Annotated in this window: 29 protein-coding genes and 1 pseudogene; 11 read left to right on the top strand and 19 right to left on the bottom strand. The window is 66.1% G+C overall.

The window, feature by feature from the left end:
- Window positions 1-12: 12 nt before the first annotated feature.
- The 10 genes from ACP7AZ_RS07475 to ACP7AZ_RS07430 form a co-directional block, all read right to left on the bottom strand.
- On the bottom strand, window positions 13-528 hold the full coding sequence (locus ACP7AZ_RS07475; protein ID WP_426037575.1) for a GNAT family N-acetyltransferase: 516 nt from the start codon (window positions 526-528) through the stop codon (window positions 13-15).
- Window positions 529-677: 149 nt separating this feature from the next.
- A complete protein-coding gene (locus tag ACP7AZ_RS07470) occupies window positions 678-1,481 on the bottom strand; it encodes a hypothetical protein (RefSeq protein ID WP_426037573.1) in 804 nt (267 codons plus the stop codon).
- A 491-nt stretch (window positions 1,482-1,972) separates the two neighbouring features.
- Window positions 1,973-2,233: a hypothetical protein gene (locus ACP7AZ_RS07465; RefSeq protein WP_426037740.1), complete on the bottom strand. Its 261-nt coding sequence runs from the start codon at window positions 2,231-2,233 to the stop codon at window positions 1,973-1,975.
- Between the two features lie 155 nt (window positions 2,234-2,388).
- Window positions 2,389-2,664: a DUF2312 domain-containing protein gene (locus ACP7AZ_RS07460; protein ID WP_303693971.1), complete on the bottom strand. Its 276-nt coding sequence runs from the start codon at window positions 2,662-2,664 to the stop codon at window positions 2,389-2,391.
- Between the two features lie 212 nt (window positions 2,665-2,876).
- Complete coding sequence (gene ykgO, locus ACP7AZ_RS07455) at window positions 2,877-3,002, bottom strand: type B 50S ribosomal protein L36 (protein ID WP_008263184.1); 126 nt, start codon at window positions 3,000-3,002, stop codon at window positions 2,877-2,879.
- A gap of 159 nt (window positions 3,003-3,161) precedes the next feature.
- Window positions 3,162-3,818, bottom strand: coding sequence for an SMC-Scp complex subunit ScpB (gene scpB, locus ACP7AZ_RS07450; RefSeq protein WP_426037571.1), 657 nt, complete (start codon window positions 3,816-3,818; stop codon window positions 3,162-3,164).
- Window positions 3,815-4,633 carry a segregation and condensation protein A gene (locus ACP7AZ_RS07445; protein WP_303693973.1) on the bottom strand — a complete coding sequence of 273 codons (819 nt, stop codon included), beginning with the start codon at window positions 4,631-4,633 and terminating at the stop codon, window positions 3,815-3,817. The genes scpB and ACP7AZ_RS07445 overlap by 4 nt, the downstream gene beginning before the upstream one ends.
- A 9-nt stretch (window positions 4,634-4,642) precedes the next feature.
- Complete coding sequence (gene nagZ / locus ACP7AZ_RS07440; protein WP_426037569.1) at window positions 4,643-5,716, bottom strand: beta-N-acetylhexosaminidase; 1,074 nt, start codon at window positions 5,714-5,716, stop codon at window positions 4,643-4,645.
- Between the two features lie 4 nt (window positions 5,717-5,720).
- Complete coding sequence (locus tag ACP7AZ_RS07435; RefSeq protein ID WP_426037567.1) at window positions 5,721-6,461, bottom strand: SPOR domain-containing protein; 741 nt, start codon at window positions 6,459-6,461, stop codon at window positions 5,721-5,723.
- Between the two features lie 79 nt (window positions 6,462-6,540).
- Window positions 6,541-7,728 carry a deoxyguanosinetriphosphate triphosphohydrolase gene (locus ACP7AZ_RS07430; protein WP_426037565.1) on the bottom strand — a complete coding sequence of 396 codons (1,188 nt, stop codon included), beginning with the start codon at window positions 7,726-7,728 and terminating at the stop codon, window positions 6,541-6,543.
- A 54-nt stretch (window positions 7,729-7,782) separates the two neighbouring features.
- Here ACP7AZ_RS07430 and erpA point away from each other — a divergent pair, with 54 nt between their 5' ends.
- Window positions 7,783-8,163, top strand: coding sequence for an iron-sulfur cluster insertion protein ErpA (gene erpA, locus ACP7AZ_RS07425; RefSeq protein ID WP_426037563.1), 381 nt, complete (start codon window positions 7,783-7,785; stop codon window positions 8,161-8,163).
- Window positions 8,164-8,337: 174 nt separating this feature from the next.
- Here erpA and ACP7AZ_RS07420 read toward each other — a convergent pair whose 3' ends face one another.
- Entirely contained in the window at window positions 8,338-9,327 is a 990-nt protein-coding gene (locus ACP7AZ_RS07420; protein WP_426037561.1) for a glycosyltransferase family 9 protein, read from the bottom strand.
- 129 nt (window positions 9,328-9,456) lie between these two features.
- Here ACP7AZ_RS07420 and ACP7AZ_RS07415 point away from each other — a divergent pair, with 129 nt between their 5' ends.
- From ACP7AZ_RS07415 to ACP7AZ_RS07395, 5 genes are all read left to right on the top strand, one after another.
- Window positions 9,457-10,239, top strand: coding sequence for a YgfZ/GcvT domain-containing protein (locus ACP7AZ_RS07415; RefSeq protein ID WP_426037559.1), 783 nt, complete (start codon window positions 9,457-9,459; stop codon window positions 10,237-10,239).
- A gap of 144 nt (window positions 10,240-10,383) precedes the next feature.
- Entirely contained in the window at window positions 10,384-11,361 is a 978-nt protein-coding gene (locus ACP7AZ_RS07410; RefSeq protein ID WP_426037557.1) for a ferritin-like domain-containing protein, read from the top strand.
- A gap of 80 nt (window positions 11,362-11,441) precedes the next feature.
- Window positions 11,442-11,966, top strand: coding sequence for a DNA-3-methyladenine glycosylase I (locus ACP7AZ_RS07405; RefSeq protein ID WP_426037555.1), 525 nt, complete (start codon window positions 11,442-11,444; stop codon window positions 11,964-11,966).
- 30 nt (window positions 11,967-11,996) lie between these two features.
- Complete coding sequence (locus tag ACP7AZ_RS07400; RefSeq protein WP_426037553.1) at window positions 11,997-12,818, top strand: recombinase family protein; 822 nt, start codon at window positions 11,997-11,999, stop codon at window positions 12,816-12,818.
- Window positions 12,746-13,399: a 3'-5' exonuclease gene (locus ACP7AZ_RS07395; protein WP_426037551.1), complete on the top strand. Its 654-nt coding sequence runs from the start codon at window positions 12,746-12,748 to the stop codon at window positions 13,397-13,399. The genes ACP7AZ_RS07400 and ACP7AZ_RS07395 overlap by 73 nt, the downstream gene beginning before the upstream one ends.
- On the opposite strand, the gene ACP7AZ_RS07390 is transcribed toward ACP7AZ_RS07395, so the two are convergent.
- Complete coding sequence (locus ACP7AZ_RS07390) at window positions 13,396-13,842, bottom strand: DNA methyltransferase (RefSeq protein WP_426037738.1); 447 nt, start codon at window positions 13,840-13,842, stop codon at window positions 13,396-13,398. The genes ACP7AZ_RS07395 and ACP7AZ_RS07390 overlap by 4 nt on opposite strands.
- A gap of 619 nt (window positions 13,843-14,461) precedes the next feature.
- A pseudogene (locus tag ACP7AZ_RS07385) lies at window positions 14,462-14,950 on the bottom strand (DNA-methyltransferase); the annotation flags it as partial.
- A 111-nt stretch (window positions 14,951-15,061) separates the two neighbouring features.
- Between ACP7AZ_RS07385 and ACP7AZ_RS07380 the strand changes: the two are divergent.
- Window positions 15,062-15,307 carry a hypothetical protein gene (locus tag ACP7AZ_RS07380; RefSeq protein WP_426037549.1) on the top strand — a complete coding sequence of 82 codons (246 nt, stop codon included), beginning with the start codon at window positions 15,062-15,064 and terminating at the stop codon, window positions 15,305-15,307.
- A gap of 116 nt (window positions 15,308-15,423) precedes the next feature.
- On the opposite strand, the gene ACP7AZ_RS07375 is transcribed toward ACP7AZ_RS07380, so the two are convergent.
- Window positions 15,424-15,984: a lipocalin family protein gene (locus ACP7AZ_RS07375; protein WP_426037547.1), complete on the bottom strand. Its 561-nt coding sequence runs from the start codon at window positions 15,982-15,984 to the stop codon at window positions 15,424-15,426.
- A 147-nt stretch (window positions 15,985-16,131) separates the two neighbouring features.
- On the opposite strand from ACP7AZ_RS07375, the gene ACP7AZ_RS07370 reads away from it, so the two are divergent.
- The 3 genes from ACP7AZ_RS07370 to ACP7AZ_RS07360 all read left to right on the top strand — a co-directional run bounded on the left by ACP7AZ_RS07370 (window position 16,132) and on the right by ACP7AZ_RS07360 (window position 18,746).
- The gene (locus ACP7AZ_RS07370) at window positions 16,132-16,524 is read left to right on the top strand and encodes a YkvA family protein (RefSeq protein ID WP_426037545.1); all 393 of its coding nucleotides are present in this window, start codon (window positions 16,132-16,134) and stop codon (window positions 16,522-16,524) included.
- A gap of 230 nt (window positions 16,525-16,754) precedes the next feature.
- Window positions 16,755-17,234, top strand: a complete 480-nt coding sequence (locus ACP7AZ_RS07365) for a MucR family transcriptional regulator (RefSeq protein WP_426037543.1) — start codon at window positions 16,755-16,757, stop codon at window positions 17,232-17,234.
- Window positions 17,235-18,125: 891 nt separating this feature from the next.
- Window positions 18,126-18,746: a ribonuclease HII gene (locus ACP7AZ_RS07360; protein WP_426037541.1), complete on the top strand. Its 621-nt coding sequence runs from the start codon at window positions 18,126-18,128 to the stop codon at window positions 18,744-18,746.
- Here ACP7AZ_RS07360 and ACP7AZ_RS07355 read toward each other — a convergent pair.
- The 4 genes from ACP7AZ_RS07355 to ACP7AZ_RS07340 all read right to left on the bottom strand — a co-directional run bounded on the left by ACP7AZ_RS07355 (window position 18,743) and on the right by ACP7AZ_RS07340 (window position 23,580).
- Complete coding sequence (locus ACP7AZ_RS07355) at window positions 18,743-19,030, bottom strand: hypothetical protein (protein WP_426037539.1); 288 nt, start codon at window positions 19,028-19,030, stop codon at window positions 18,743-18,745. The genes ACP7AZ_RS07360 and ACP7AZ_RS07355 overlap by 4 nt on opposite strands.
- Window positions 19,031-19,071: 41 nt before the next feature.
- Complete coding sequence (locus ACP7AZ_RS07350; RefSeq protein WP_426037537.1) at window positions 19,072-20,106, bottom strand: DNA adenine methylase; 1,035 nt, start codon at window positions 20,104-20,106, stop codon at window positions 19,072-19,074.
- Between the two features lie 170 nt (window positions 20,107-20,276).
- Window positions 20,277-21,710, bottom strand: coding sequence for a pyruvate kinase (pyk, locus tag ACP7AZ_RS07345; protein WP_426037535.1), 1,434 nt, complete (start codon window positions 21,708-21,710; stop codon window positions 20,277-20,279).
- 103 nt (window positions 21,711-21,813) lie between these two features.
- Complete coding sequence (locus ACP7AZ_RS07340) at window positions 21,814-23,580, bottom strand: alkaline phosphatase family protein (protein ID WP_426037533.1); 1,767 nt, start codon at window positions 23,578-23,580, stop codon at window positions 21,814-21,816.
- Between the two features lie 126 nt (window positions 23,581-23,706).
- Between ACP7AZ_RS07340 and ACP7AZ_RS07335 the strand changes: the two genes are divergently transcribed.
- Entirely contained in the window at window positions 23,707-24,138 is a 432-nt protein-coding gene (locus ACP7AZ_RS07335) for a c-type cytochrome (protein ID WP_426037531.1), read from the top strand.
- Window positions 24,139-24,153: 15 nt separating this feature from the next.
- Here the strand turns inward: ACP7AZ_RS07335 and ACP7AZ_RS07330 are convergent, their stop codons facing one another.
- Complete coding sequence (locus ACP7AZ_RS07330; protein ID WP_426037529.1) at window positions 24,154-25,662, bottom strand: UxaA family hydrolase; 1,509 nt, start codon at window positions 25,660-25,662, stop codon at window positions 24,154-24,156.
- Window positions 25,663-25,679 lie beyond the last annotated feature (17 nt).

Genomic DNA, 25,679 nt, shown 5'->3' with positions numbered 1-25,679 from the left:
CTTGATCGCCGCTCAATCGAGCGGCTTCTCCATGAAAACCAGATAGGGCACCAATCGCTCCGGATAGGTCTGGTAAGGCTCGATGGGCTTGAACCCCATCGATTCATACATGGCGATCGCCTCGGTGAGGCGATTGCCGGTGTCCAACTGTATGGTGGAATAGCCATCGGCGATCGCCGCGCCGATGAGGGCGTCCGACAGTTTTCTGCCCAGACCCAAGCCTCTTGCCCCGTCCGTCACGAACAGCCGCTTGAGTTCGCAAGCCGTGTCCGACAGCCGCCGGTAGGCCCCTCCGGCCATGACGCCGTCACTGCCCATGACCAGCAGGGTACGCCCGGCAGGTTGCCCGTATTTCTGCGCCAGCCCCTTCAGCTCTTCGTCCAGAGCCTGAAAGCCGAAGACCTCTTCGACGAACCAGGGCATGTCCGCGTAACGCTCGCGGCACCATTCGACATACGCCCGGCAGACGCTTCCAAAAGCCTCAAAATCCTCAGGGGTTTCCGCCACGACCAGAGTCGGCTCTGTCACAGGTTTTTGCACCATACTGAGGTCCCCCGAAGTTCCACCGCGTGATCATATCGTTCGGCGGATCAAAATGGACCGCAATCGCCTGCTTCCAATGCTGCAGTGGGTGATGGGGTGGACGCCTCACTCATCAGGGTTCCAGCCGATCTCACCTAGCGGTAGCGACGGGCGGCAGCGTCAAGGCGTCGGTCACCGGTCTCCAGGTCCGAAACCGCGCCAGGGACCTGCTGCGACAGATATTGGCACCGGGACTTCAGGCGCGGGTACATGTCGCGCAGTTGGCGACGCGCCTCCTGCGGCGTCACGCCGGCCGCATTCATGACGATGCCCACCTCGGCGCGTTCCACCTCTCGGCCCCGGTCATAGGCTCCGGTCTGTCGTTCGTCCGTCCAACCGACCTCTCGTGAGCGCCGCTCGAAATCGTCGGCGAGGCGGTGCCCGACAGCGATATCGACGGTGTAGTAGGGCTCGCACAGCGCGAACAGGGTCGATAGCCGCCCGAGGTGTTCACCTTCCGTGGTAAGGGCATCTGCCGCAGCGTCCGGCGGGTTATCGAGGTGCGGGGGGCAGGTCGGCACAGTATCTTCGGAGCGCTGGACCCCTCCGATCACGACCTGGATGATGGGCTCCGGCCAGTGCTCATAAGTGGCCATCCCTGGCGGCACGGTACAAACCGAAGTCGGGTCGGGCCCGCGCGCCTGTCCGCCGACGTAGCGCACGATGAACCCTGAATAGGCCAGCCCCTGGGACTGGCCGTTCTCAACCTTCAGTATGGAGCCGACGTCCTGGCGACTTTGCAGCGCGAACCTCAGGGTTCCGGCGTCAGCATCGTTCACCGCCGCAGTCGATCGGTCCGACGGCGGCAAGACGTCTCGCATCTGGATCCGGTCGACCCGGATCAGGTCATAGGTTCCATCAGCGTTCTGACGCAGGGTAGCCCGCTCGCCTGAGGCCACATTAAGCGTTCCTTGGACGTAAGCAGAGCGCCGGTTTCGAAACTGCTGCGGCGTCTCAGGATGAGCGACAGGCGCGTCCTGAAAGACCATCGCGGACAGAAGGGAGATCAACAACAGAGCGCGCTCCGGTTGTGGCGGCGTCAGTTAGCTCTGGCCCGCCAACCTTCGTCAAGCTGAGCCGCGGGGTGTCTTTCTCCTGGCTATGGACATGCCGACCGTCTGCAACGGGTGGTGGGCTATCACCCCCCAGGACGAGGTCTCGGCGATGTAAATATGAGTTTATTCCTAATCATCTCTTGCGACCTCGCGACCGTCTCCCCACCTGTTCGTCGGGTCTTTGACAATCATCGCGCCGCGCGCGGGCGGTCCGCCCGGCTCCCTGGCGAACGGACGAAACAGGGGTCGCGTCAGGATTTGAATCGAAACGACTTTTTCGCGTTTCGTCCGTTTCGTCACCCTGTTTTTCGTCCGGACGATCCGGACGGTAGGGATCAGGATTCGTCGGCCGGCGGCGTCTTGCGACCCCAGCGCCGCCTCGGCTCCTCGCCGTGCGCCTTGGCCGTGATCTCCTTCAGCTTGCGCCCCTGCATCGATGACAGGGCCTGGCCCGGCGCGCCCTTCTCGGGATCGCCGAAGGCGCGGCCATAGGTCTTGATGCGGTCAGAAACGCCCTCGATGAACTCCCCCTCCCATTCGGACAGGGCGATCCCGGCCTTGTCGGCGGCCCGCTTCGCGCGTTTGAGGGCGTTCAGCGCCTTGCGACGCGCGGCCTCGCGCTCGGCCTCGAACGGGCTGGGCGGCGGCGCGTCTTTGGTCTTGAAGCCCGATCCCGGCTTGAACCCGGTCGAGCGCTTGAGTGACCCTGGCTGGGTCTTCGGACCGCCCGAGAGGGGCGTCCGCTTCAGGATCAGATCTCGCCGAGCGCCGACAGATACAGGTCCAGGATCGCGTCCTCTTCCTGGCGCTTGGCCTTGTCCTGTTTGCGGATGCGGATGACCTTGCGCAGGATCTTGACGTCGTAGCCCTCGCCCTTGGCTTCGAGGAAGACCTCCTTCATGTCAGCCATGATCGCGGCCTTGTCCTCTTCGAGACGCTCGATGCGCTCGATGATGGTCCGCAGGCGACCCTGGGCCGTGGCGTTCATGACGTCCGGCGAGGCGTCGAAAGTGGCGTCGTCGGCCATGGGAGGTCTCCGTGTATCAGGCTGGCCGCCCTCAGGTCGCCCATGGGCGGCAGGGCAACAAAGAAGAGCGGGGACGCTAACCATGCCAGAGGCACAGGCTCAACGCCGGGCACGAAAAAGGTCGCGGACAAAGTCCGCGACCTGTGGGTAGTTCTTTCGGCGCTCAAGCAGCGCGCGACCGTGTCGCGCGCCTTAGCGAATCAAAAAGAGCCTTAGCCCTGCTTCGCCTTGAAGCGCGGGTCCGTCTTGTTGATCACGAAGACGACGCCCTTGCGGCGAACGACCTTGCAGTCGCGGTGACGGGTCTTGAGCGACTTGAGCGAGCTGCGGACCTTCATGGTCTGAATCCTTGGTGGCGCTGACGCTTGCCGCTCGGCGGCTCGCTGCTCAGTGCAGGCTAGGGGCAAATAGAAATAGAAAAGCCGCGCGGAAGCCCGGCGGCGGAGGCGTGCGTATAGCCAGACACCCCCGAGACGTCAACCCGAGTCGGTCCCGGATCAGTCGCCCACGAAGTCCTGGGCGAACTCGGGCGCATCCCCGTCCTCGATCGGGTCCTCCTCCTCCGGTCCCGACCGCGACGGGTCCGGAACCTCGAACCCGACGGGCAGGGACAGGTCCAGCAGCCCCGCCGCCTTCATCTCCGCGGCGCCTGGCAGGTCATAGAGGCTGGCCAGGCCGAAATGCTCGAGGAACCGATCTGCCGTCGCATAGGTCACCGGCCGCCCCGGCGTCCGCCGACGGCCCCTCAGCCGCACGAACCCCATCTCCAGCAGCAGGTCCAGCGTCCCCCGGGAGATCGAAACGCCTCGCACGCTCTCGATCTCGGCCCGGGTGACGGGCTGGTGGTAGGCGATGATGGCCAGGGTCTCCAGCGCCGCCCTGGACAGCCGGCGCGGCTCTTCCCGCTCCTCGGTCATCAGGAAGCCGAGGTCGCCCGCCGTCCGGAAGCTCCACCGGTCGGCGACGCAGACCAGCTCCACTCCCCGGCTCTCATAGCGGGCCCGCAGACCCGCGATGGCCCGCCCCACATCCGCGCCTTCCGGCAGCCTTCGGGCGATATCCGCCGCCGACAGCGGCCCGGCCGCCGCGAACAGCAGGGCCTCGACCCGCCGTTCGATCTCGCCTTCGTCGGGCGCGAACTGGACGCCGCTCATGGCGTCAGCTCCAGCGGCTGGCCCTGCCCGCGCCGCTTCAACCAGACCTCGTCGAAGGCCTTCTCCTGACGCACATCCATCGCGCCCTCCTTGACCAGTTCCAGGCTGGCAGACAGGGTCGAGGCGGTCAGACTGGCCTGGCTAGGCCCCTCGCCGTCCCGGACAGGCGCGACCCGCTCCAGAGGCGTCCAGTCGGCCATGCGCGGCAGGATCTCGCGCAGCCAGTCCCGCGCCGCCTCCAGCGGATAGGCCTCGACCCGCTGGCCGGGATTGTAGTGCCGGGCCTGTTCCCGCCGCCGCTGGCCGACATAGGCCGCCATCAGCTCGTACAGGCTGGCGTCGATGCGGTCGGACGGCACGATGACCGTCGCCTGCGGGTCACCCCGCGTGAACACGTCGCGCTTCAGCTGCGGCCGGGCCAGCAGGGCGTCGGAGGCCTTCCGCATCGCCTCCAGCTTTTGCAGCCGGAAGGCCAGGGCTGCGGCCATTTCCTCCGCCGGCGGCTCGTCGCCCTTGCCCTTCTCGGTCCGGGGCAACAGCAGCCGCGACTTCAGATAGGCCAGCCATGACGCCATCACCAGATAGTCGGCGGCCAAGGAGAAGTTCCGCCGTCGGGCCTCATGCACGAAGGCCAGATACTGTTCCGCCAGCCGGGTGATCGACAACTTCAGCAGATCGACCTTCTGCGTCCGTGCCAGGGCCAGCAGGACGTGCAGCGGTCCCTCGTAGCCATCGAGATCAACCACGAAGGCGTCGCGCGCATCGACCTCCTGCGCAGCCGTGAAGTCCAGATTGGGCTGGAAGGCTTCCGACATTCTCTTTGCCTACCGCGCGTTGGCGCGGCTTGAGGCGGGGGCCTGCGCCTCGCCCACGTCCGGCCCCTGCGAGGCGTCGAGCCGACCGCCGAGCAGGGCGTCGAACCGGTCGCGCGCCTCGCGGACATCCAGCGGCTCCGGCGTGTGGACGATCCGGGCCAGCGCTGCCTCCGCTCGTTTCGCCGCCCCGCCCTTCAGCCGATGCACGCCCTCGGCCACCTGACGCATCTCGGCCATGTCGCCGGTCCAGTGGATGACGAGGTCGCATCCGGCCTTCAGCGACCGCTCCGCCCGCTCCGTCAGCGTCCCCGACAGGGCATTCATGCAGAGATCATCGGACAACAGGAGGCCGCCGAAACCCAGATGGTCGCGGATCAGCTTGATCGCCTTCTTCGACTGGGTCGCCGGCCGCTTCCTGTCGATGGCCGTGAAGACGATATGGGCCGTCATCCCGATGGGCATGTCCGACAGGGCCTTGAACGGTGCGAAGTCCCAGTTGTCCAGGGTTTCGAGGTCGGCATGCACCGTCGGCAGCTCCTTGTGGCTGTCGGCGAAGGCGCGGCCATGACCGGGCATATGCTTGATCACCGGCAGGACGCCGCCGGCCAACAGGCCCTCTGCGACCGCCCGGCCCAGTTGGGCCACCGTCGCCGGATCCTTGGCGTAGGCGCGGTCGCCGATGATGTCGTGGGCGCCCGGCGTCGGCACGTCCAGAACAGGCGCGCAGTCGATGTTGATGCCGACCGCCTTCAGGTCGTGCGCCATCAGCCGGCCGCCCAGCCGCGCCAGTTCCCGGGCCGCGAGCCAATCGTTGGTCGCCTTCAGATAGGCCTCTCCCGGCGGGTATTTCGACCAATGCGGCGGCCCCAGCCTCTGGACCCGTCCACCCTCCTGATCGACCAGCACCGGTGCGTCCCAGCCGACGGCGTCACGCAGGTCGCTGGTCAGCTTCAGAACCTGTTCCGGGCTGTCCACATTCCGGCGGAACAGGATGAAACCCCACGGCCGGACCTCGGCGAAGAAGGTGCGCTCCTCCTCCGTCAGCACGGGCCCCGAGCAGCCATAGATGGCGGCGCTGTTCAAATCCCTATCGCACCAGGCAGTCGCCGCCGCCGCTTTCGATGGCGGAGCAGAAGGCGCGGGCGTCTTCGCGGCTGAGGCCCGTGAAGGTGGTGCGATAGACGGTCGAGCCGTTTGACGCCGTGACTTCCTGCACTCGCTTGGTGGCGTTGCGGGCGAACTGCGGGAAACGGGCGGCGACCGAGGCGTACTCCCGGTCGGCGATGGCTGTTGAGGAGAAGGCCCCGATCTGGACCGCAGCCGCTCCGCCGGCGCCGTTGGCGACCGGAGCGGGCGTTGTGGCGGCCGGGGCCGCAGGGCGCGTGGGCGCGGGCGTCGCGGGACGCGCAGGCGGCAGGGCCTCGGCGGTCTCGATCGGGCGCGGGGCGGGACGGGGAAGCGGGGTTTCGGGCGGGGCCGTGAACTCGGGCGCCGTGGCCGCATCCTCGGCCTGGTCGTAGAGACCGACGCCGGCTTCCGGATCGATTGGCTGGGCCTCCTCGGACGCCTCGACCTTCAGCTGGGCGATGGGGGTGCCGACAGCAGGCGGCGCATCGGTCGAGGAGCGCAGGCCGGAACGATAAAACAGCACCACCGCGATGATCAGCACCAGCAGGACGCCGGCGCTGACAATCAAGGTCACCGGCGGGGCCTTGGCGGGCGGACCTCGACGGGCGTCGAAACCGCCGCGGTTGAACGGCAGGTCGTCATCCGTCGGCGGCGTATAGGCGCCACGGTCGCGGGGGCGTTGGTCGTCGTCATAGGACATGGTCGTCGCCTTCTCGGGGACCAGAGCGCGAATCGACGCTCCGGCCTGACAGTCTAGCCCCTGCAGCGTCTCTTTCGAATCACAGATCGAGGGCGAGGTCGAGGTTGAACAGCTTTCGGTGCTCCTCGATCGCATAGCGGTCGGTCATGCCCGCGATGTAGTCACAGACGGCGCGCGCTCGCTTCTGCAGGTCCCCGGTTGCGGCCAGCTCGCCCCATTCCGTCGGCATGACCTCTGGCTCGGCCACGAAAAGCTGGAACATGTCGGCCAGGATGCGCCGCGCCTGGCTGCGGGTCCGGTTGACACGGTAGTGGCGATACATTCGCTCAAACAGGAACCGGCGCAGGACGCCCAGGTCCGCCATCATCGGATCGGAGAACTGGACCAGGGTCCGACGGGCGGTCCGAACCTCCTCGACGGACCGGATGTTATCGTCGGCCAGGCGCCGTTCGGTCTCTGCCAGGACATCCTCGACCATGACCCCGATCATGCGTCGCACAGCCTCCAGCCGGATCATCCGCCCGTTCAGATCGGGCCAGTCGCGGCGGGTCTGGTGCAGCACCGGGCCGATCAAGGGCACGTCGGCGAGGTCGGCCAAGGTGAACAGCCCCGCCTGAACCCCGTCGTCCACGTCGTGGTTGTTGTAGGCGATGTCGTCAGCAATGGCTGCGGACTGGGCCTCCAGAGAGGCGAAGCTGTCGAGCCGGAGGTCCCAGCCCGGCGCGAAGTCGGCGATAGCCCGCCAGGCCGGCTGATCCAGCATGTGCGAGACCGGCCCGTTGTGCTTGACCACGCCTTCGACCGTTTCCCAGCTCAGGTTCAGGCCGTCGAAGGCCGGGTAGCGGGTCTCAAGCCTGGTGACGACGCGGAACGTCTGAACATTGTGATCGAAGCCGCCCCAGGGCTCCATTCGGGCCTGAAGTTCGTCCTCGCCCGCATGGCCGAAGGGCGGGTGACCCAGATCGTGGGCGAGGGCGACGGTCTCGGCCAGTTCGCCGTCGAGCCGCAGGGCGTGGGCCAGCGAACGGGCGATCTGGCTCACCTCCAGAGAGTGGGTCAGCCGGGTGCGGTAGTGGTCACCCTCGTGCGCCACGAAGACCTGGGTCTTCCCCTTCAGGCGGCGGAAGGCGGTGGAATGGATGATCCGGTCTCGGTCGCGGGCGAAGGCGTTGCGCGTGCGGCTCGGCGCCTCCGGAACAAGGCGTCCGCGCGAGTTGGCGGCCAGTTCGGCGTACGGAGCGCGGGCGTCGGTCTGGCTCAAGCGCAATGTTCTCGCGGACGGCCTTTGCGAACGGGCCTTTGCAGCCTCATATAGACAGGCATGACCTCCGTCCAACCGGCCCCGACTGAACTGAAGATCGCGAAACGCGCGCCGGAGGGCATCGTGCTGGCCGAGAGCGCGGCAAGGCGACTGGCCCGGCTGGCGGAGGTCGAGGGCCATCCCGTCCTGCTGCGCGTGGCGGTGGACGGCGGCGGCTGCTCCGGCTTCCAGTACCGGATGGACCTCGTTGAGACGGGCGAGGCGGACGACCTGCGGATCGAGACCGACGGTCAGGCGGCGCTCGTGGACCCGATCTCGGTTCATTTCCTTAAGGGCTCCGAGATCGCCTGGATCGATGAACTGGCGGGCGCCCAGTTCGTAATCCGCAACCCGAACGCGGCGACCAGCTGTGGCTGCGGCGTCAGCTTCTCGATCCTCTAGACGGGCAATGTTTCCTGGAAGCGGACCGGGCGGCCTTGGCCGAGCCGATCAGCTCCTCGCTGGACATGACGACCCGGCCACGGACGATCAGGTCAAAGGTCTGGGTCTTGGGCGCGGTCCGGTCGTCAAGAACACCGTCCGAAGCGTCCGATCAGTCCGAAGCTTTCGCCGCTGTTATACTTCAGGTTTGAGGGGCGCCGGGTTCGGAACCGCATTTTTTTTCGCCAGCAGGCCGCGCGCGGCGCGCAGGACCCGGTCGGCGGGCAGGCCGAGCATGTGGTGGATGGCCTGGTTCAGGCGCGGATCGACGGCCTTGAACTCGTCCAGAGACCGCTCGCCCCGGATCGAGACGCCCTGCCATGGGCCGACGAGGCCATCGTCCGATGGGCCGAAGACGGCGACCGAGGGCACGCTCGCAGCGACCGCTAGCTGGGTCCAGATCGAGTCGCCGCCGATATAGAGGGAGGCCCGCGACAGAGCGGCGGCCGTCTGGAGCCGCGTCAGCTTGCCCTGCAGCTCGATCACCCGTTTGCGGGGAACCGCGAGGCGGATGGCGTGGGCGGCGTCACGATCGGCCTCCTCGCCCACGATCATCAGACGGCCGCCCGCGAGCGGGCCGTCATCGGCCAGAAGCGGCGCGGCGACCTTGGCGAACCGTTCGGCCGGCCAGCGCTTGCCGATCCAGTCGGCGCCGGGACCGACCGCCAGCAGCGGGGCCGTGTCGGGCCCGATCAGTGCGTCAGCAGCGGCATGGGTCTCCTCGCTGAAGAACAGACGCGGCGCGGGGATGTCATCGAGCTGAAGGATGCGAGCGGCCTGTTCGACGGCGTGCAGGCCCGGCAGGTCGGAGCCGCGCACGGCGCGCCTCTGGCGGCGCAGGCGTTCGGAGAATCGCGTGCCGCGCATGTCGACGACGAGACCCCAGCGGGTGTCGCGGACCTGGTTCCACAGGGCGATCCAGTCCCAGCGACCGGTCTTGTCGAGCACGATAAGGCGATGCAGGCGTGGGGTGTCGGCGAACAGGGGCGCGGAGGCCGCCGAGCCGACGATGGTGAAGTCCGCGTTCGGAACGGCATCGACGAGATGCGCCAGGGCGCCGGACGAGAGCACAGCGGCCTCCGCGTCGGCCTCGGCGATATAGAGAATGGGGAAACGCACGTTCATGGGCACACCGTATACGGATTCTCTCGTGGCGAGTGTGAGGCGGTTGTTGCGTCGTTCTCCCTCCTCGTTTGGGGAGGGAGACGGATCACTCCCCTCCCCATCTCGCCTCGCACCCCCTATCTCTCGCCCATGACCGAACACATCGCCCGCCTCGACAGTCGCGCCCTGGTGAAGGTCAGCGGGCCGGATGCCCGGGACTTCCTGCACAACCTGCTGACCCAGGACGTGGAGACTCTCGAGCCGGGCGCCCTGCGATTCGGAGCGATGCTATCGCCACCGGGGCGGCTGCTGTTCGACCTGTTCCTGTGGGGCGACGAGGATGGGGTGATGCTGGACGTGGCGGCGGAGAAACGCGGCGCCCTGATCCAGCGGCTGTCGATGTACAGGTTGAGGGCGAAGGTCGAGGTCGCAACCGATCAGCGGCCGGTGGCGGTCAGCTGGCCGGGCGTCGCGGAAGGTTTCACCGCCGATCCGCGCACGGCGGCGCTCGGCGGGCGTGCCGTCGGCGAGCGTGGCGCAAACGCGAGCGAGGACGACTGGCAGGCGCACCGACTGGCGGTCGGGGTCCCCGATCCTGCGCGGGACGTCGATGACGGGACCTATCCGATCGAGGCCAATTTCGACCTGCTGAACGGCATAGACTTCGCCAAGGGGTGTTTTGTCGGCCAGGAGACAACGTCGCGGATGAAGCGGCGGGGCGAGATCAAGAAGCGGATGCTGCCGCTGACTTTCGACGGCCCGGCCCCGGCGGCCGGGACAGAGGTGCTGAACGGCGAACTGCGCGCGGGCGAGGTCCTGACCGGTCGCGATGGGGCTGCGATGGCGCTGGTGCGACTTGACCGTCTGGATGGAAATTTGTCCGTCGATGGGCGTGTGGCAGCGGTCTACCGTCCAGCTTACTTTCCAGTCTGACACGCGTATTCAGCCAAAGCTGAAACGATAAGTCCGGCTAAATGGTGGAAAAATTTAGGCAATTGCCCAAGGCCGGACGCAACCAAACGTCACGGTCACGAGTATCTTCCTGCGGAACGGGCTCATAGACGCAGGATTTTCGGCATGTCCAAGACAGACCTCATCATCGACGCCCTCGACCAGCGGGTCGAACGCCGCAACGAGCGGCGGAAATTCTTCAAATGGGGCGGCGGCTTCGCTGTCGGCGCCGTCGGCGGCGCAGTTCTGGGCGCCTGTTCCAGCTCCAGTGACACGGCCGTGGCCCAGAACCCGCCCGCAGGTTCGCCCAACCTTGATGTCGAGATCCTGAACTTCGCGCTGCAGCTCGAGTATCTGGAAGCCCAGTTCTATTCGTTTGCCGCTTTCGGGACCGGCCTGCCGCAGAGCTCGCTGAGCGGCACTGGGACCCAGGGCGCGGTCATCGGCGGGCGTCAGGTCGCCTTCTCCGATCCCCTCGTCCGCCGCTACGCCAACGAGATCGCGGCCGATGAGGTCGCCCACGTCAACTTCCTGCGCACCGCCCTGGGCAGCGCGGCCGTGGCCCAACCGGCGATCGACGTCGGCGGGACCGATCCCAACGGCGCCTTCTCCAGCGCTGCACGCGCCGCTGGTCTCGTCGGGCCAGGTCAGGCCTTCGACCCGTATCTGAACGACAACAACTTCCTGCTCGGCGCCTTCATCTTCGAAGACGTCGGCGTGACCCTCTACAAGGGCGCTTCGCCGCTGGTCACCAGCAAGGTGTTCCTGGAAGCGGCAGCCGGCCTGTTGGCGGCTGAGGCGTATCACGCCGGGCTGGTTCGCACCGTGCTGACCGCCAAGGGGCTGGAGACGCCGGTCCTGGCGATCTCCAACGCTCGTGACAGCCTGGATGGAACGACGGACCTGGATCAGGGCATCACGACGACCGGGACCGGCAACGCCGCCGCGTCCAATATCTTCCCGGGCGATGCCAACGCCCTGGCGTTCAGCCGCACCGTGCAACAGGGCCTGAACATCGTCTATCTGAAGTCCGGTACAGGCCAGACCAGCGGGGGCTTCTTCCCCGCCGGCATGAACGGTCCGGCCGGCTTCCGCACGACCTGATCGCTGTCGAGACCCGAGGAGCCCCGCCCGTGGAAACACGGGCGGGGTTTCGCTTGTTCGGGGCGTGGTAGGCTGCGGGCATGACCGAATCGCCCGGACGCTGCACCTGGTGCGGGACGGACCCGCTGTATGTCGACTACCACGACACTGACTGGGGCGTGCCCGAGTACGATTCCCGCGCCCTGTGGGAGAAGCTGGTGCTGGACGGGTTCCAGGCCGGGCTGGCGTGGATCACCATCCTGAGGAAGCGCGAGACGATGCGCGCAGCCTTCGCCGGGTTCGACCCGGATGTGGTGGCGAAGTTCGACGATGCGGACCGTGAGAGGCTGATTGCCAACCCCGGCATAATCCGCTCGCGCGCCAAGATCGAGGCGGCGATCAGGGGAGCACGGATCTTCGTCGAGATGCGCGACAACGGCGAGGATTTCTCGGCCTGGCTGTGGTCGTTTGTGGACGGGACGCCCGTGCAGGGACATCGCGTGGGCGGCGACGTTCCGACCCAGACGGAGGCCTCCGTCGCCATGGCCAGGGCGCTGAAGACGCGGGGCTTCAACTTCTGCGGCCCCGTGATCGTCTATGCCTTCATCCACCCAACCACAGTTTGACAACCTAATGGCATTCGGTATTCCGGCTCCATGAAGGTCTTGATTTATGCCCGTTATTCCGGCTCTGGCCAGCACGACGGGAACTCTGTCGAACGTCAAGTGGAGATGGCCGAAACGTATGCGAAGGCCAACGGTCTGACGATCACGGAGCCTCCCCTGATCGACCGTGCCAAGTCCGCGTTCCACGCTGTCCACGTTCGCGGTCAGATGGGGAAGCTACTGGCACGGGTGGCTTCCGGCGAACTTGGCCAAGGCGACATAATCCTCACGGAAAACATCGACCGGCTTTCCCGCGAGAAAGTCATGAAGGCGTGGGATCAGCTTCGCGTCTTCACCAATGCCGGGGTCACGATCATCACCGTCGCGAACAAGGCACGGCTGAACGAAGAGACGTTCGAAGAACAGTGGACCCGCATCATCGACCCTCTGGCACAAATGGCGGGAGCACACGGTCAATCTGAGGCCAAGTCCATCCGCACGACCGACAACTGGCAACGGGCCAGAGCCAATGGCGTAAACATGACCACGGCTCTTCCGGGGTGGCTGAACCAAGACAAATCGAAACGCAACGAACGGGTGAAGACGGTTCGCGACATCTTCGACCTCTACCTCTCCGGCTATGGCGCTTCGGTCATCGCCAAGCGGCTCAACGCCAATGATGTCAGACCATGGGGGAACGGTCGCAAGGACACCTATTCCGTCTGGTCTTCCGCGACAGTCGCCAAGGTTCTCAAAAACCGGGCGGTCGCCTTCACGGTCGCGAGGCCCTCACCGACGATGTGGCTGTCGAACTGCTCGGCGAGAAGTTCCCCAAGCTTCCGCTTCACAAGGTCGCCGTACTCGCTGCGCTGATCGCAGAGCGGATCGACGGCGTTTGGCGCGTCCAGTCGCTGGGTGCCCCCCACATCGGCGAGCGAAGCGAGACCGATCTGATCTCGGCATTCGCCGCTCGCGTAGACAGCCTCCGGCCGACGTTGGTGACCTTCAATGGCAACGGGTTCGACATGCCGGTCCTGCGCTACCGTGCGATGGTCAACGGCATCGCCGCGCCGGGGCTGACCTCCCGCCCCTACTTCAAGCGATACGACCAAGCGCACGTCGATCTGTGCGACGAGCGCGCCAGCTTCCAATCGAACGCGAAGACCACGCTCGACGACCTCTGCAAGATGATGGGGCTGCCCGGCAAGCCGGAGGGCATCGACGGCTCGAAGGTCTGGGAGCACGTCCGCGCCGGTCGCATCCAAGAGTGCGCCGACTACGGTGAGACCGATGTTGTGAACACCTACCGGGTGTGGCTGCGATACGAACTGTTCAGGGGGGCGATCACGCCGGAGCAAATGGTAGCCAGCGAGGCGGACTTGACCGAGTTCATCACTTCGCGACTCGGCGAACGGCCGCACCTCGCGTTTCTCGTCGCCCAACCCAGAACTTAGCCGAAGGTCAGGGCGGAGCCGTTCACTCGTGCTCGCCGTCTGGTCGGGACGTCGGGCCAGTGGTGTTTCAGGACCGCGCTCGGAAAGGTTTCGATCTCGGAGAAGAAGGCAGGTTCGAAGCCGCCCAACGGCTCCCACGCCAAACTCACCCCTTCGACCCCAGAGCACACGGTTCCGTATCTGATGACATCATGGCGTGGCGCGGCGTCGTTGGCGGCCTCGAACTGCATCGGCACAGCCGCAGCGTCCGCGCTCGTTCCAGCATTGTCGTTGGCGACGTCGCTGACAGCTTCGATTCGTTCTTTGGCGATCTGGAAGAACTGGGGATCGCGCTCGATGCCGATGAACTTGCGCCCAGCGGCCACCGCCGCGCAGCCGGTCGTCCCGCTCCCCATCGTGTTGTCCAGTACGACGTCCCCGGGATTGGAGTAGGTGCGGACGATCCAGTCGAACAGTTCGATAGGCTTCTGGGTGGGGTGAACCGGCTTGTAGACAGACGGGAAGGAAGCGCAGGACCGAACGGGGGTAGTTGGTGTGCGTTTGGCGGCGTTGGGAATCGGAACGGTAGGGGTGGGTTTTGTAGAGCACCGATCCCACCCCGCCGTTGCGGCTCACGCGAGGTTCATGGAGTTCGACCAGTCCCTGCGGGTTGTAGGTCATGGGGCTGGAAGCGCGGTTTCCGATGCCGCCCTTGGAGAACACGAGAACGTCTTCGTGCTCCATCAGAACCTGCGACTTCGCATGGACGAAGCGCGTGGCCCGAGTTTTCTCCCAGACCATGGAATATTTGTAGAGGTCGGGCGCGGCCATCATCAGCTTCGCGGAGAACATCCCCGCAGACGTGAGAACGACGGTGCCGGTCGGCTTCAGAACGCGGCGATACTCGGCCCAGAGTGCTTCCATCGGGATGATCTCATCCCACTGTGCCCGCGTGCATCCATACGGAAGGTCCGCGCCAATCAGGTCCACCGACTGGTCGGGTATTTCAGCCATTCGGGCCATCGTTTCACCCAGCATCAGGCGAACGGCATCATCGCGCAGTCCGAGACGCTTCTCGATGATCGGCCAGTAGGTCGGCTCACGCTCGATGATCAGCGCAGAACGCCCATGGGCCAGCGCCGCCGCGCCCGTCGTGCCAGAACCGCCGAAGGGGTCCAGAACGACATCGCCGGGATTGGAACACGCCAGCACCATGCGCTCGATCATCACTTGCGGGAACGGGCACGGATGATCGGTGCGCTCCTTGGACGTGCCGTGGACTTGAGTGATTGCCCAGATGTCCGAGGGGTTCGCGCCTTCGGGATTGTTGCGCTTGTCAGCCGACGTCGAAGGGCGACGAACGGCGTCGAGGTTGAACGTAGGGTGGATGATCTTGGGACGACCGCGACCGCCCTTCAGCACTCCCGGCTTCACCAGATAGAGCCACCGCTCCGTGCGCGTCGAAAAACGCTGGGTGGTGTTCTGTTGGGCGCAGCGATCCCAGACGATCTCCTGAACGAGAGTCAGGCCGGTTCCGGCGATCAGCGGGAACAGATAGTAGGTGAGCGGCACGCGGCTGGCGTCGGCTACAGCCAGATGTTCGTGATGCCGATGGACTAGGCTCCGTCGACTCGTTGGCAACCTGAGCGGTGAACCATCTGTGGGATTGCGGCTTCGGTCTTTATGTCCGTTCTTCTCGACACCCTTCTCGAAGGCTCTCCGGTCTACGGCGTGCTCGACGCTAAAGACGGTGTGCTTCTGTTCCGGCGTTCCGGCTTTGAGCAGGAGTTCACCGATTTGGCCGCCGAGGTGATGGAAGCGGGGAACGACGAGTTCGAAGTGATCGCCTTAACCAACAGCGATGCCCAGTGCGACCGCCTGTTCATCGCGCCGTTGACGGAAGATCGGTCGTTCGATCCTTTTCTTTGACGCTTGAACGACCCGTAAGAGCCTGTTCTTCCATCAGCGCCACCGCTCGGCTACATCTTGCCTCCACGACCACTGTGATGGCCATCAAGCGGTCGATGGAGAGCGTCGCGGCCTGATCAGCCTTCCGGCTGCTGGGTGGGCCGCACCAGCGTCGGATCGTAGCCGAGTTCACGAACCCGGTTCATGATCGTCTCGCGGGCCTCTGCGGACGGTTGGGGCGTGCGCGAGAGAAGCCAGAGATACCGTCCCGAAGGCTCGCCGACGATGGACCAAGAGTAGTCTTCGGCGTGATCCAGCACCCAGTAGTCGCCGATGTAGAAGGGGCCAAAGAAGGACACCTTCAGCTTGGCGTTCCCGCTGCCATCGACGATCTTGGCCTTGCCCTCGACCGAGCGAAGTTCGCCGTCCAGCCGGTCCTGACGGCAGGTGTTGACCACGCGGACCAAACCGTCGTCGCGCATTTCGTAGGTCGCCGTGCTGCCTTCGCAGCCACGCTGGAACCCAGCCTCATAACGCCCAGTCTCATACCAGCGACCGGCATACCGGCTAAGGTCCACGGGCTTGGCGGGTTGGGGGACAGCCGTGTTGCCGACAGGGCCACGTTGAAGGGTGGCGCATGCCGACAGGGCAACAACGGCACCTGCGAGCAGCAGGATCGGAAGGGAGCGTTTAATCATGACAGGCGAACGCCTACGCTCGTCCGCTGTTCCTTCGCCAAGGCCATCGAAGCCTGTGTCTCGACGGCCGACCGCACCCAGACGGTCGAGAACCAGCTTCGCGATCTGCTGGTTCTCGCCGAACGGCAGAACTGGTAGGGGGCGCTCATGTGGAAGCGGCTGCGAGACTGGGCGCGGACGATCAAGCGCGACGTGGTGATGCTTTGGCTGGCTGCGCGCGATCCGAGGACACCGTGGCAAGCCAAGCTGCTGGCCGGGGCGGTCGCCGCTTATGCCCTGTCGCCCATCGACCTGATCCCCGACTTCATCCCCGTGCTAGGGTACCTTGACGATGTGGTGCTGGTGCCGGTCGGAATCTGGTTGGCGGTGAAGCTGATGCCAGTCGCCCTCGTCGTCGAACTGCGAGCCAGAGCCGAGGCAGTAGCCCAACGACCGACAAGCCGGGGCGCGGCCATAGTCGTGGTGGTTATCTGGATGGCCGCTGCCATGGGGCTTGGACTGGCGGCTTGGATGATATCGAGGCCACACCTCGTCCAATAGGCAACCTGATCATAGCCGGATGGCTCTCAGCGCGTCTCTGACGGCATGAATGGTGTCGGCCGTATCACTACTACAAAACGCCCCTGAAGGGGCTGTGCGCGGCTCTCTGGGGACATCTGGAGGTTGGAGCCAACTGTTTTCCCAACGGCAAACCTTTTTCTGCTTTTACAATCATGTTCGGGCCGATTCTCGGCCTGTAGAGTAACCTACAAATCGAGAAAGACACCTGCATGGCCGACAATCAATCGACCGCACTTTTGGCAATGACGACCGGAATTGTCGCCAACTACGTCTCGAACAATGCCGTGTCGCCTGTTGATCTACCGCAACTGATTGTTGCCACCCATCAGGCGTTGAAGAACGCTGGGCGAGATGTGAATGCCGAGGAGCAAACGACAGACAACCTGCCAACAGCGTCAGAGATTAGAAAGTCCGTCAGCGAAGCGGGTATTGTCAGCTTTATCGACGGGAAGACCTACCAGAGCCTAAAACGGCATCTGAACGGCCACGAGATGACCCCAAAGGAATATCGCGACCGCTATGGCTTGAAGGGCGACTACCCGATGGTTTCGCCATATTATTCGGCCAAAAGGTCAGCGATAGCCAAATCGTTGGGGTTGGGGCAGGGCGGGCGGAAGCCCAAGGCTGCGCGGAAGATGGCTGGTAAATCGAGCGGACCCAAAGCCGTGACCGCGCCGAGGGAAGCCTGACCCCATTGGAGTGTCGCCCGTTGCGCTTTTTCGCTGGTTCTGCGTCAACCTCGGCTTCGGTTACAGGCGCCAAATCCCGCGACCTGATCGGGCCTAACCTATGTGCAGAACTGTAGCTGGTCGCATGCAAGCCTCGGGTCTGGTTAACGATCACATGAACTCATGCTTCCGCTGTGAAGAGGTCCGCGCGATGGGCCCCCCTGATGTTATCGTCTGATTTCGGCCTTGAATATTTGACCTCTCCGGTCCGTTGCGGACACTAATGAGGTGTCGGACACCTCTGGGATCATGAGGACACATCGATGCGGTTGATCCGAAACGCTTTAGGCGCGACGTCCCTCATGCTGTGGGCGGCCTTTCTCGCATTCCGGTCTTGGCTGGGACAGAACAGTCCAAACATCCCGACTGGGGACAAACTCTTCCGACTCTCCGATCATGGCGATCCGTTCTACATCTCTGGACTTCAGCAATGGACGCTGAACGGCTTGATGGTTTTGCTTTTCGTGGTGTTCGCCTTGGCTTTTTGGGCTGACAGAAAAGCGCGAGAATTGACATAGGCTGCGTAGACGCTCGCTAACCTCCCATCGCTGACGTTTGAGATGTCCAATCCAGTTCAAGACGTGACCCACCTCACCTACTCAACAGTAGTTTCCTCGATGCAGGCGACGGGGATGGTCAACGACCACGTCGCCGGATGCTTCCGCTGTGAGGATGTCCGGGCTATGGGCGCGTCGTGACCCTGGTGATCCAACAATCCCCCCGTGCACCCCGGCGAAGGCCGGAGCCCAGATCACGGTCACGGGCGGTCGGGATCGGGCACAGGTTCCACAGATCGGAAGACCGGGTTTTCCAACTGGACCCCGGCCTTCGCCGGGGTGCAGGGTGATGGGGATGGGAAAGTCGTTCCCGACGCTTGTGCTCGAGACCTTGCTGGCGCAGCGGGTCGGCGGGCTCGTGTGCGGTGTGGACGAGGCGGGGCGCGGGCCGTGGGCCGGGCCAGTCTCGGCGGGCGCAGTGATCCTGTCGGCCGACGACATCCCCGAGGGCATCAACGACTCCAAGGCCCTGACAGCTGGTCGGCGCGAGGTGCTCGCGGTCGAGATCAAGCGCTGCGCCGTCGCCTGGGGCGTCGGGTTCGCTTCGCCCGAAGAGATCGAGGACCTGAACATCCTGCAGGCGACGGGCCTGGCCATGTGTCGGGCAATCGAGGCGATGAGCGTGCAGCCGAAGGCGGCGCTGGTCGACGGCAACTACCGGTTCAAGCTGCCCTGCGACGTGGAGACGGCGGTGGGCGGTGACGGACTGTCGCTGTCGATCGCGGCGGCCTCGATCCTGGCCAAGACGGCACGCGACCGGATCATGATCGAGATGGACGCCGAATACCCCGGCTACGGCTTCGCCTCGCACAAGGGTTACAACGCGCCGATCCACCAGGCGGCGCTGAAGGCCATGGGACCCTGCGCCATCCACCGGCGCAGCTGGGCGCCGATCCGGGCGCTGCTCGAAACCTAGACGGACATCATCCCGCCCAGCAGGGCGCCGAGCAGGGCCGCGACGACGCAGCCGATGGCGACTACGATCCAGCGCGGCAAGGGCTCCATCTCGGCCGGCTGGACGCCATAGGTCGTCGGCGCGATGACTTCTGCGCGCGACAGGAAGTCATTGGCCGGGCGGCTGTCGAATCGGGTCGCGGCGGGCGCACGCCAGGCGGCGGTCTGATAGGCGCTCAAAGCGTCGCGAACGGCGCCGGGACGCGTAGGATTGACGGGGCCCTGGGTCACGATCAGCTCTTCCATGCCGCTCTAACGACGCAATGAGACCCTCGTTCCCAGAATGGTCAAGCTGCGAGTGCGACGGGCCGTTCAGTGACCACGAACAGGTATTCGACGTTGCGCAGACGCCCCACGGCCCCGACTTTCTCGCCCTTGGGATTATGGATGCCGATACGGGCGCCGACGTAGCGGGGGCGCGGGATTTCCACGACCTGCACATGGCCGCGCGCCGACAGCATCTCGACCAGCTGATCGCGGCTCAGATAGCCTTCGTCGTTGAAGGAGACGATCAGGTTGGGCGCGCGGATCGCCTCGATCACGGCCTGCAACGCCGGGCCGATGCCGGGGCGGGAGTTGAAGGCGCTCTTCCTCGTCTTTACGTCGATCCGCTTGTTGGCGATCCCGTAGGTCTCGGGCCGGTCCCACAGGATCAGGCTTTCCCAGACATGGTAGTTCCCGAGGTAGGAGTGCTGGTTGTAGGGCGGGTCGAGATAGACGAGATCGCCGTCGAAGGCGGCGGCGGTCTCCAGCGCATCGGCCCGGGTGGCGCGGCAGGGACCGGCGGCGACGGCGGGCTGCAGCGTCGGCATCCGCAGCGTCAGGGGTTTCAGCGCCCGCGCGGCCCAGGACTTCATATAGGCCATCTGCAGACCGGCCGTGGAATCGACCCGGTCGGCGGCCTCCATCAGGCTGACAAGGGCGATGGCCTTGAGTTCGGGCTCCAAACCCATGGCCTCGATCCGGTCGCGCATGCCGTCGATGCGGGCGCCATTCTCGGGCGTGAAATAGCGGGCGTCCTCGCAGAAGGCCCTGGTGAACCAACCGGCGGCGGGGGGCGTGGCGGAGAGGTCGGCGAGGACGGCCTCGGCTCTATCCGCCCACACGTCGCGGTCAACCTGGACATAGGCGGTTGCGAGAGCGTGGGCATAGGCGTTGTGATCGTTGGACCAGACCTGGAAGCCGGCGCCTTTCAGGGCATGGCCGACGCGGGCCGTGCCGGAGAACAGGTCGCAGATGTGGCCGCCCTCCGGCAGCAGGGCGCGGACGGCGGCGGCGATCGGATCCAGCAGGGCCCGCTTGGAGCCGAGGTATTTGATCATGACGCTCCCAATCCTCCCCCGTCGGGGCTTGCGGTCTGCTCGTATACGAGCAGATCCTCAAGGCGCGGCGCATCTTCGCGCCCTGACGGAGGGGGCTCACGGCGAGTGCGGTGTCCGGGGTTGGCCCCCTGCACCGCTTCGCGGTCCCCCTCCCCCTACGGGGAGGATTGCTATTTGCGCGCCTTCTTCATCGGAGCATGCGCCAGTCGCAGGAGATTCGCAGCCCCCGGCGCGCCGAAGGGCGTTCCGGCCAGGATCAGGACGCGCTGGCCCGGCTGGGCGAGGCCGTATTCGATGGCTGATCTCACAGCATCCTCTGTGACGTCCTCCAGGGAGGCAGGCTCCTTGCCGAGGCGCGGTTCCAGACCCCAGACCAGCGACAGGCGACGCGCGGTGTCGGGGTTGGGGGTCAGGGCCAGCACCGGCTGGAGCGGGCGTTCGCGCGACATGCGCCGGGCGGTGCCGCCGAGGGTGGTGAAGACGACGATACAGGCGGTGGACTGGGCCTCGCCGGCCTTGCGGGCCGCAGCGACAAGCGCGTCGGCGTCGATGTCGTCCATGCCCGTGTGTTCGGCGTCCATCAGGCTGGGCCACAGGGGGTCGGCCTCGACCCGCTCCATGATCCGGTTCATGATTCCGACGGACTCGAGCGGATAGTCGCCGGACGCCGTCTCGGCCGACAGCATCAGGGCGTCGGCGCCTTCGTAGACCGCATTGGCGACGTCTGAAGCCTCGGCCCGCGTGGGCGCGGGCGAGGTTGTCATCGATTCCAGCATCTGGGTGGCGACAATGACCGGCACGCCGCGCTGGCGGGCGGCGCGGATGATGCGCTTCTGGGCGACGGGCACCTCTTCCGGCTCCATCTCGACGCCCAGGTCGCCCCGCGCGACCATGACGCCGTCGCAGTAGTCGAGGATGCTTTCGAGGGCGTCGAGCGCCTGGGGCTTTTCGATCTTGGCGAGACAGGCGGCGCGGCCCTTCACGATCGCCTTCAGCTCGGCCATGTCCTCGGCCTTCTGAACAAAGCTCAGGGCGACCCAGTCGACGCCGATGCGGAGGGCGAAGGCCAGATCCTCGCGATCCTTGGCGGTCAGGGCCGAGACGGGCACCACGGCCTCGGGCACGGCGACGCCCTTGCGATCCGACAGCTTCGAACCGCTCTCGACGGTTACGTCGGCCCATTCGTCGGTGCGCTTGCCTACGCGCAGACGGACCCGACCGTCGTCGAGCAGCAGCAGCATGCCTTCTCGGAGGGCCTTGAAGATTTCCGGGTGCGGCATCTGAACCCGCGTCTCGTCGCCGGGCGTCGGATCCAGGTCGAAGCGCATCTTGTGGCCCGGCTTCACCGAGATTTCGACATCGGCGAAGCGGCCGAGGCGCAGCTTGGGGCCTTGCAGGTCTGCGAGGACGCCCAGCGGACGCTTCAGCGCCAGTTCGGCGCCGCGCACGGCCTTCAGGTTGGCGGCGTGATCCTCATGCGAGCCATGGCTGAAGTTCAGGCGGAAGACATCGACCCCCGCCTGGGCCAGGGCCTTGACCATGCCGGGAGCCCGACTGGCCGGTCCCAGGGTCGCGACGATGCGCGCGCGGCGTGCTCTGTTCATGATGGTCCCGTTGGCCGGTCGCGTTTCCTGAGACGACGTTGTGCCACGAAACGCGCCGGGAGGAAGGCCGGCTCCCCCACGGGAAACGAGAAGTGAGTCTCTGTTACCTGGCGCCGAGTCGACGAGCCATCCCGGTCACCGTGCGCTGGAGGGCGGAGGGGCGACGTTCGGCCGCCGACGCCGCCGGAGCGACGACAGGGCAATCGCCGGCGCCGAACAGTCCCAGATCCATGCAGCGACCCTCGACCGTTTTCGGGGCCTCGACGCCGACGATATTGGCCAGGGTCGGGGCGATGTCGATGGTGCGGATGGGGAAGAACCGTTCCTGGCCCTGCATGTTCGGAGACCAGAAGACGATCGGCACGCCGCGATCATAGTCCCAGGGCGTGCCGTGGGTGGACAGGGTGCCGCCGACGCGGCCCGCGACCGTGGTGGTGTTCGGCCATTGGGCCACGACGATGTCGGGCGAGCGGCCTTCGACGGCGCCGAGGCGGTGGCGCTGGAGCAGGGTCAGTTCCTGGGGGCTCAGGTTGCGCGGCGGCAGGGGCGAGGCCAGCACATCCTCGATCGTCCAGGCGCCGGCGACATTGGGCTCGGCGCGCAGGAGGGCGACGGCGGCTGCGGCGATCTGGTCCCGGCGATGGTCGGCCAGTTCCACATTGCCCGCACCCACGACCATCAGGCCGGAGCCGCCATAGGACAGCGGATCGATGGTCAGGTTGAAGCGGTCCCTGAGCGCCGTATTGATGCGGCCCAACAGGGCCGGGTCGCCGCGCACCGCGTCGTCGTAGCCGCGCTCTTGCATCCGTTCGGGGAAGTCAGAGCCGCCATGGTCGGCAGTCAGGACGACGACAACGCCGCCCGGAAGCTGGGACAGGCGATCCATGAAGACGCCGAGGGCGGCGTCAAGCCGGTACATCTGCTCGCACATCTCCGGCCCCTGGGTGCCGAAGGCATGACCAATCCGGTCGGTGGCCGAGAGGCTGACGCCGAGGATGTCGGTGACGCCGCGACGCCCCAGCGACTGGGTGTCCAGCAATTCGGTCGCGGCCTCCAGCGTCAGCTCGTCGAGAATCGGCGACGTGTCCAGCTTGAAGCCCGTCGCGGGCGGCAAGGTGGCGTGGAAGGTCTCGGTTCCTATGGTCCAGTCACCTTCCAGGGCGCGGCACTCGGCGCGGGTGTAGGTCCAGGTCGGTGGAGAGGCGGCCAGACGGGCGTTGATGCGGGCGTTCAGGGCGGCGACGGGCGCAAGCTTGGCCTCGGCCGTCTGGCCCGGTTCGACGTAGGTGGTGAAGCCGAAGCCGTCGGTCATCCAGAAGGCGCCGTCGCCATGGTGGCCGGCCAGGTTGATGGCGCCGCGGTCCTTGCCGGAGACGGCGAAGATGCGGCTGGTGGGACTCCCGGCCTTGAGCCAGTCACCCAGGGTCGTCGCGAGCAGTTGATCGGGGCCGACCGGGCCGTTGTCGGTGATGCGGCCGTGGGCGAGCGTGTTCCGGGGTGCGGCCAGGCAATAGACTTCCGCGCCGGTCGTGCGGTCGATCCAGTCATTGGCGGGGATGCCCGCACTGGCCGGGTTGACCCCGGTCAGGATCGTGGCGTGACCCGGGCAGGTCTCGGTCATCGCATGCTGCTGGAAGCCATTGGCGTATACGAGGCCGGTAGAGGCCAGGGTATGCAGGCCGCCGGTGAAGCGGTCGCGGTACTGGTTGAAGAGATTCGTACTGAGCTGATCGACGACGATCGTCACGACCAGCGACGGGCGCTCGGGCGGCGGGCCAGGAGTCGCCGATGACGGGGTCTGAGCCATTGCCGCCGGGGCGATGAGACAGGTCGCCAAGGTCAGCAGCAGGGGAGCGGACAGTCGGGACATCAAGGACACCGGAGCAGTTGCAATGGCCCCGCTTAGACCCACATCGTTACGTCTCCAAGACGCGCGTCGCGTCGCGTTGACAGGGCTGTGGACCACAGCCTAGGTCGGCTGCGAAACGAGGCGTCCATGAATAGATTGCAAGTCCTGACGCTGCTGGGCGCCAGCCTGCTGGCGGCCTGTTCCGGCGAGCCCGCTCGGCCGGACAAGCCTGAGGCGCCCGTCGTTCAGGTCGCCGATATAACCCGACTGACGGGCGATGCCGAGGCGGGGCGGATCGGCTTCGGCCAATGCCGCAGCTGTCATGCGGTCGAGGCCGGGGTGAACCGGGTCGGGCCGAGCCTGCACGCGATCGTCGGGCGACCGGTCGGGACGGTGGCGGACTATCGCTACAGCACCGCCATGGCCGCAGCGGGCGGAGCCTGGGACGAACAGCGGCTGTACGACTTCCTCGAGAATCCGCGCGGGTATCTGCCAGGCACGAAGATGACCTTCGTCGGCATCAAGGACGGCCAGCGCCGCGCCGACATCATTGCGTATCTGAAGACCCAGGCGGACTAGGTCCCCTGTCGGGGCCTACATCGTCGCGCCGAGGCGCCAGGGCTGGATCTCGTCCTCGCCGAAGCCCAGCGCCTCCGAGGCCGTCACCTTGCCCGAGGCGGTGGCGATGATGGTCTCGAAGATCTCGGCGCCGAGGGCGTCCAGCGATATCCCCTCGTCCAGCACGCGGCCGCAGTCGATATCGATGTCGTCCGGCATGCGGCGGGCCAGGGCGCTGTTGGTGGCCAGCTTCAGGCTGGGGGCCGGCTTGGCGCCGAAGACCGAGCCGCGGCCTGTGGTGAAACAGATCAGGGTCGCCCCGCCCGCGATCTGGCCCGTGGCCGAGACGGGGTCGTAGCCGGGCGTGTCCATGAAGACGAGGCCGTGGGCCGTGACCGGCTCGGCATATTCGTAGACGGCCGCCAAGGACGCGGAGCCTGCCTTGGCCACGGCGCCGAGCGACTTCTCGAGGATGGTCGTCAGGCCGCCAGCCTTGTTGCCTGCGGAGGGATTGTTGTCGAGAGAGCCGCCGGTCGTCTCGACGTGCTTCTCCCACCAGGCGATGCGGCCCATGAGTTTGGCGGCGACCTCGGGCGAGGCGCGGCCGGTCAGCAGGTGTTCGGCGCCGTAGATCTCGGGCGTCTCCGACAGGATCGCCGTGCCGCCATGGGCGACCAGCAGATCGACGGCGCGGCCGAGGGCCGGGTTGGCGGTCATACCGGAATAGCCGTCCGAGCCGCCGCACTGGAGACCCACAATCAGTTTCGACACCGGCTGGGGCGTACGCTCAAGCGAGGCGGCGCGGTCGGCCATCTCCATCAGCCGGTCGACGCCGTGCTGAATGGTCGAGGCGGCGCCGCCCTCGTCCTGGATGGCCATGACGCCGAGGTCGGGGGACCCCGCCATCTGCTCCGCCTCCATCAGGCTGGATATCTGGTTGGTCTCGCAGCCGAGGCCCAGCATCAGAACGCCCGCGACATTGGGGTGGCGCGCATACCCCGCGAGCGTCCGGCGCAGGATGTCCATGCCCTCGCCCTCGGAGGCCATGCCGCAGCCCGAGCCGTGGGTGATGGCGACGACGCCGTCGATATGGGGATAGCGGTCGCCAAGCCGCGCCTCGGTCTCGCGCGCGATGCGGCGAGCGACCATGGCCGAGCAGTTCACCGAGGTGACCACCGCCAGATAGTTGCGCGTTCCCACCCGTCCGTCGGCGCGGAGGTAGCCGTCGAAGGTGCGCGGCTCACTGGCGACGGAGACGACGCCGGCCGTGATACCGGTGTCAGCACGGGCCGAAATATCGCCGATGCCAAGGTTGTGGGCGTGGACCCAGTCGCCGGGCGCGATGGCGGCGCTGGCCGCGCCGATGACCTGACCGTATTTGCGGACCTGGCCGCCGACGGGGACCGGCTTGAGCGCGATCTTATGGCCTGCGGGGACATCGGTCGTGGCGGTGACGCCATCGACGGTCTCGCCGGCGGTCAGGGCGCGGACGGCGACGGCGACGTCGTCATCAGGATGGAGGCGGAGAACGAACGGGGAGGACATGGTCCTCCCCGCCTAGC

The organism is Brevundimonas sp. DC300-4 (assembly GCF_049897365.1).
Taxonomy (GTDB): domain Bacteria; phylum Pseudomonadota; class Alphaproteobacteria; order Caulobacterales; family Caulobacteraceae; genus Brevundimonas.
Note: the sequence above shows the minus strand (reverse complement) of the source record. Positions and strands in the feature narration are given on the sequence as shown.

Bases quoted from the DNA above. Each gene is read 5' to 3' on its own strand.
- ACP7AZ_RS07330 (WP_426037529.1), bottom strand. From the start codon at position 25,662: ATGTCCTCCCCGTTCGTTCTCCGCCTCCATCCTGATGACGACGTCGCC.
- ACP7AZ_RS07445 (WP_303693973.1), bottom strand. From the start codon at position 4,633: ATGTCGGAAGCCTTCCAGCCCAATCTGGACTTCACGGCTGCGCAGGAG.
- ACP7AZ_RS07460 (WP_303693971.1), bottom strand. From the start codon at position 2,664: ATGGCCGACGACGCCACTTTCGACGCCTCGCCGGACGTCATGAACGCC.
- ACP7AZ_RS07435 (WP_426037567.1), bottom strand. From the start codon at position 6,461: ATGTCCTATGACGACGACCAACGCCCCCGCGACCGTGGCGCCTATACG.
- ykgO (WP_008263184.1), bottom strand. From the start codon at position 3,002: ATGAAGGTCCGCAGCTCGCTCAAGTCGCTCAAGACCCGTCACCGCGAC.
- ACP7AZ_RS07375 (WP_426037547.1), bottom strand. From the start codon at position 15,984: ATGATTAAACGCTCCCTTCCGATCCTGCTGCTCGCAGGTGCCGTTGTT.
- ACP7AZ_RS07350 (WP_426037537.1), bottom strand. From the start codon at position 20,106: ATGATCAAATACCTCGGCTCCAAGCGGGCCCTGCTGGATCCGATCGCC.
- ACP7AZ_RS07400 (WP_426037553.1), top strand. From the start codon at position 11,997: ATGAAGGTCTTGATTTATGCCCGTTATTCCGGCTCTGGCCAGCACGAC.
- ACP7AZ_RS07405 (WP_426037555.1), top strand. From the start codon at position 11,442: ATGACCGAATCGCCCGGACGCTGCACCTGGTGCGGGACGGACCCGCTG.
- ACP7AZ_RS07340 (WP_426037533.1), bottom strand. From the start codon at position 23,580: ATGTCCCGACTGTCCGCTCCCCTGCTGCTGACCTTGGCGACCTGTCTC.
- ACP7AZ_RS07420 (WP_426037561.1), bottom strand. From the start codon at position 9,327: ATGAACGTGCGTTTCCCCATTCTCTATATCGCCGAGGCCGACGCGGAG.
- ACP7AZ_RS07370 (WP_426037545.1), top strand. From the start codon at position 16,132: ATGTGGAAGCGGCTGCGAGACTGGGCGCGGACGATCAAGCGCGACGTG.
- ACP7AZ_RS07410 (WP_426037557.1), top strand. From the start codon at position 10,384: ATGTCCAAGACAGACCTCATCATCGACGCCCTCGACCAGCGGGTCGAA.
- ACP7AZ_RS07335 (WP_426037531.1), top strand. From the start codon at position 23,707: ATGAATAGATTGCAAGTCCTGACGCTGCTGGGCGCCAGCCTGCTGGCG.
- ACP7AZ_RS07365 (WP_426037543.1), top strand. From the start codon at position 16,755: ATGGCCGACAATCAATCGACCGCACTTTTGGCAATGACGACCGGAATT.
- ACP7AZ_RS07355 (WP_426037539.1), bottom strand. From the start codon at position 19,030: ATGGAAGAGCTGATCGTGACCCAGGGCCCCGTCAATCCTACGCGTCCC.
- pyk (WP_426037535.1), bottom strand. From the start codon at position 21,710: ATGAACAGAGCACGCCGCGCGCGCATCGTCGCGACCCTGGGACCGGCC.
- ACP7AZ_RS07415 (WP_426037559.1), top strand. From the start codon at position 9,457: ATGACCGAACACATCGCCCGCCTCGACAGTCGCGCCCTGGTGAAGGTC.
- erpA (WP_426037563.1), top strand. From the start codon at position 7,783: ATGACCTCCGTCCAACCGGCCCCGACTGAACTGAAGATCGCGAAACGC.
- scpB (WP_426037571.1), bottom strand. From the start codon at position 3,818: ATGAGCGGCGTCCAGTTCGCGCCCGACGAAGGCGAGATCGAACGGCGG.
- ACP7AZ_RS07380 (WP_426037549.1), top strand. From the start codon at position 15,062: ATGTCCGTTCTTCTCGACACCCTTCTCGAAGGCTCTCCGGTCTACGGC.
- ACP7AZ_RS07360 (WP_426037541.1), top strand. From the start codon at position 18,126: ATGGGAAAGTCGTTCCCGACGCTTGTGCTCGAGACCTTGCTGGCGCAG.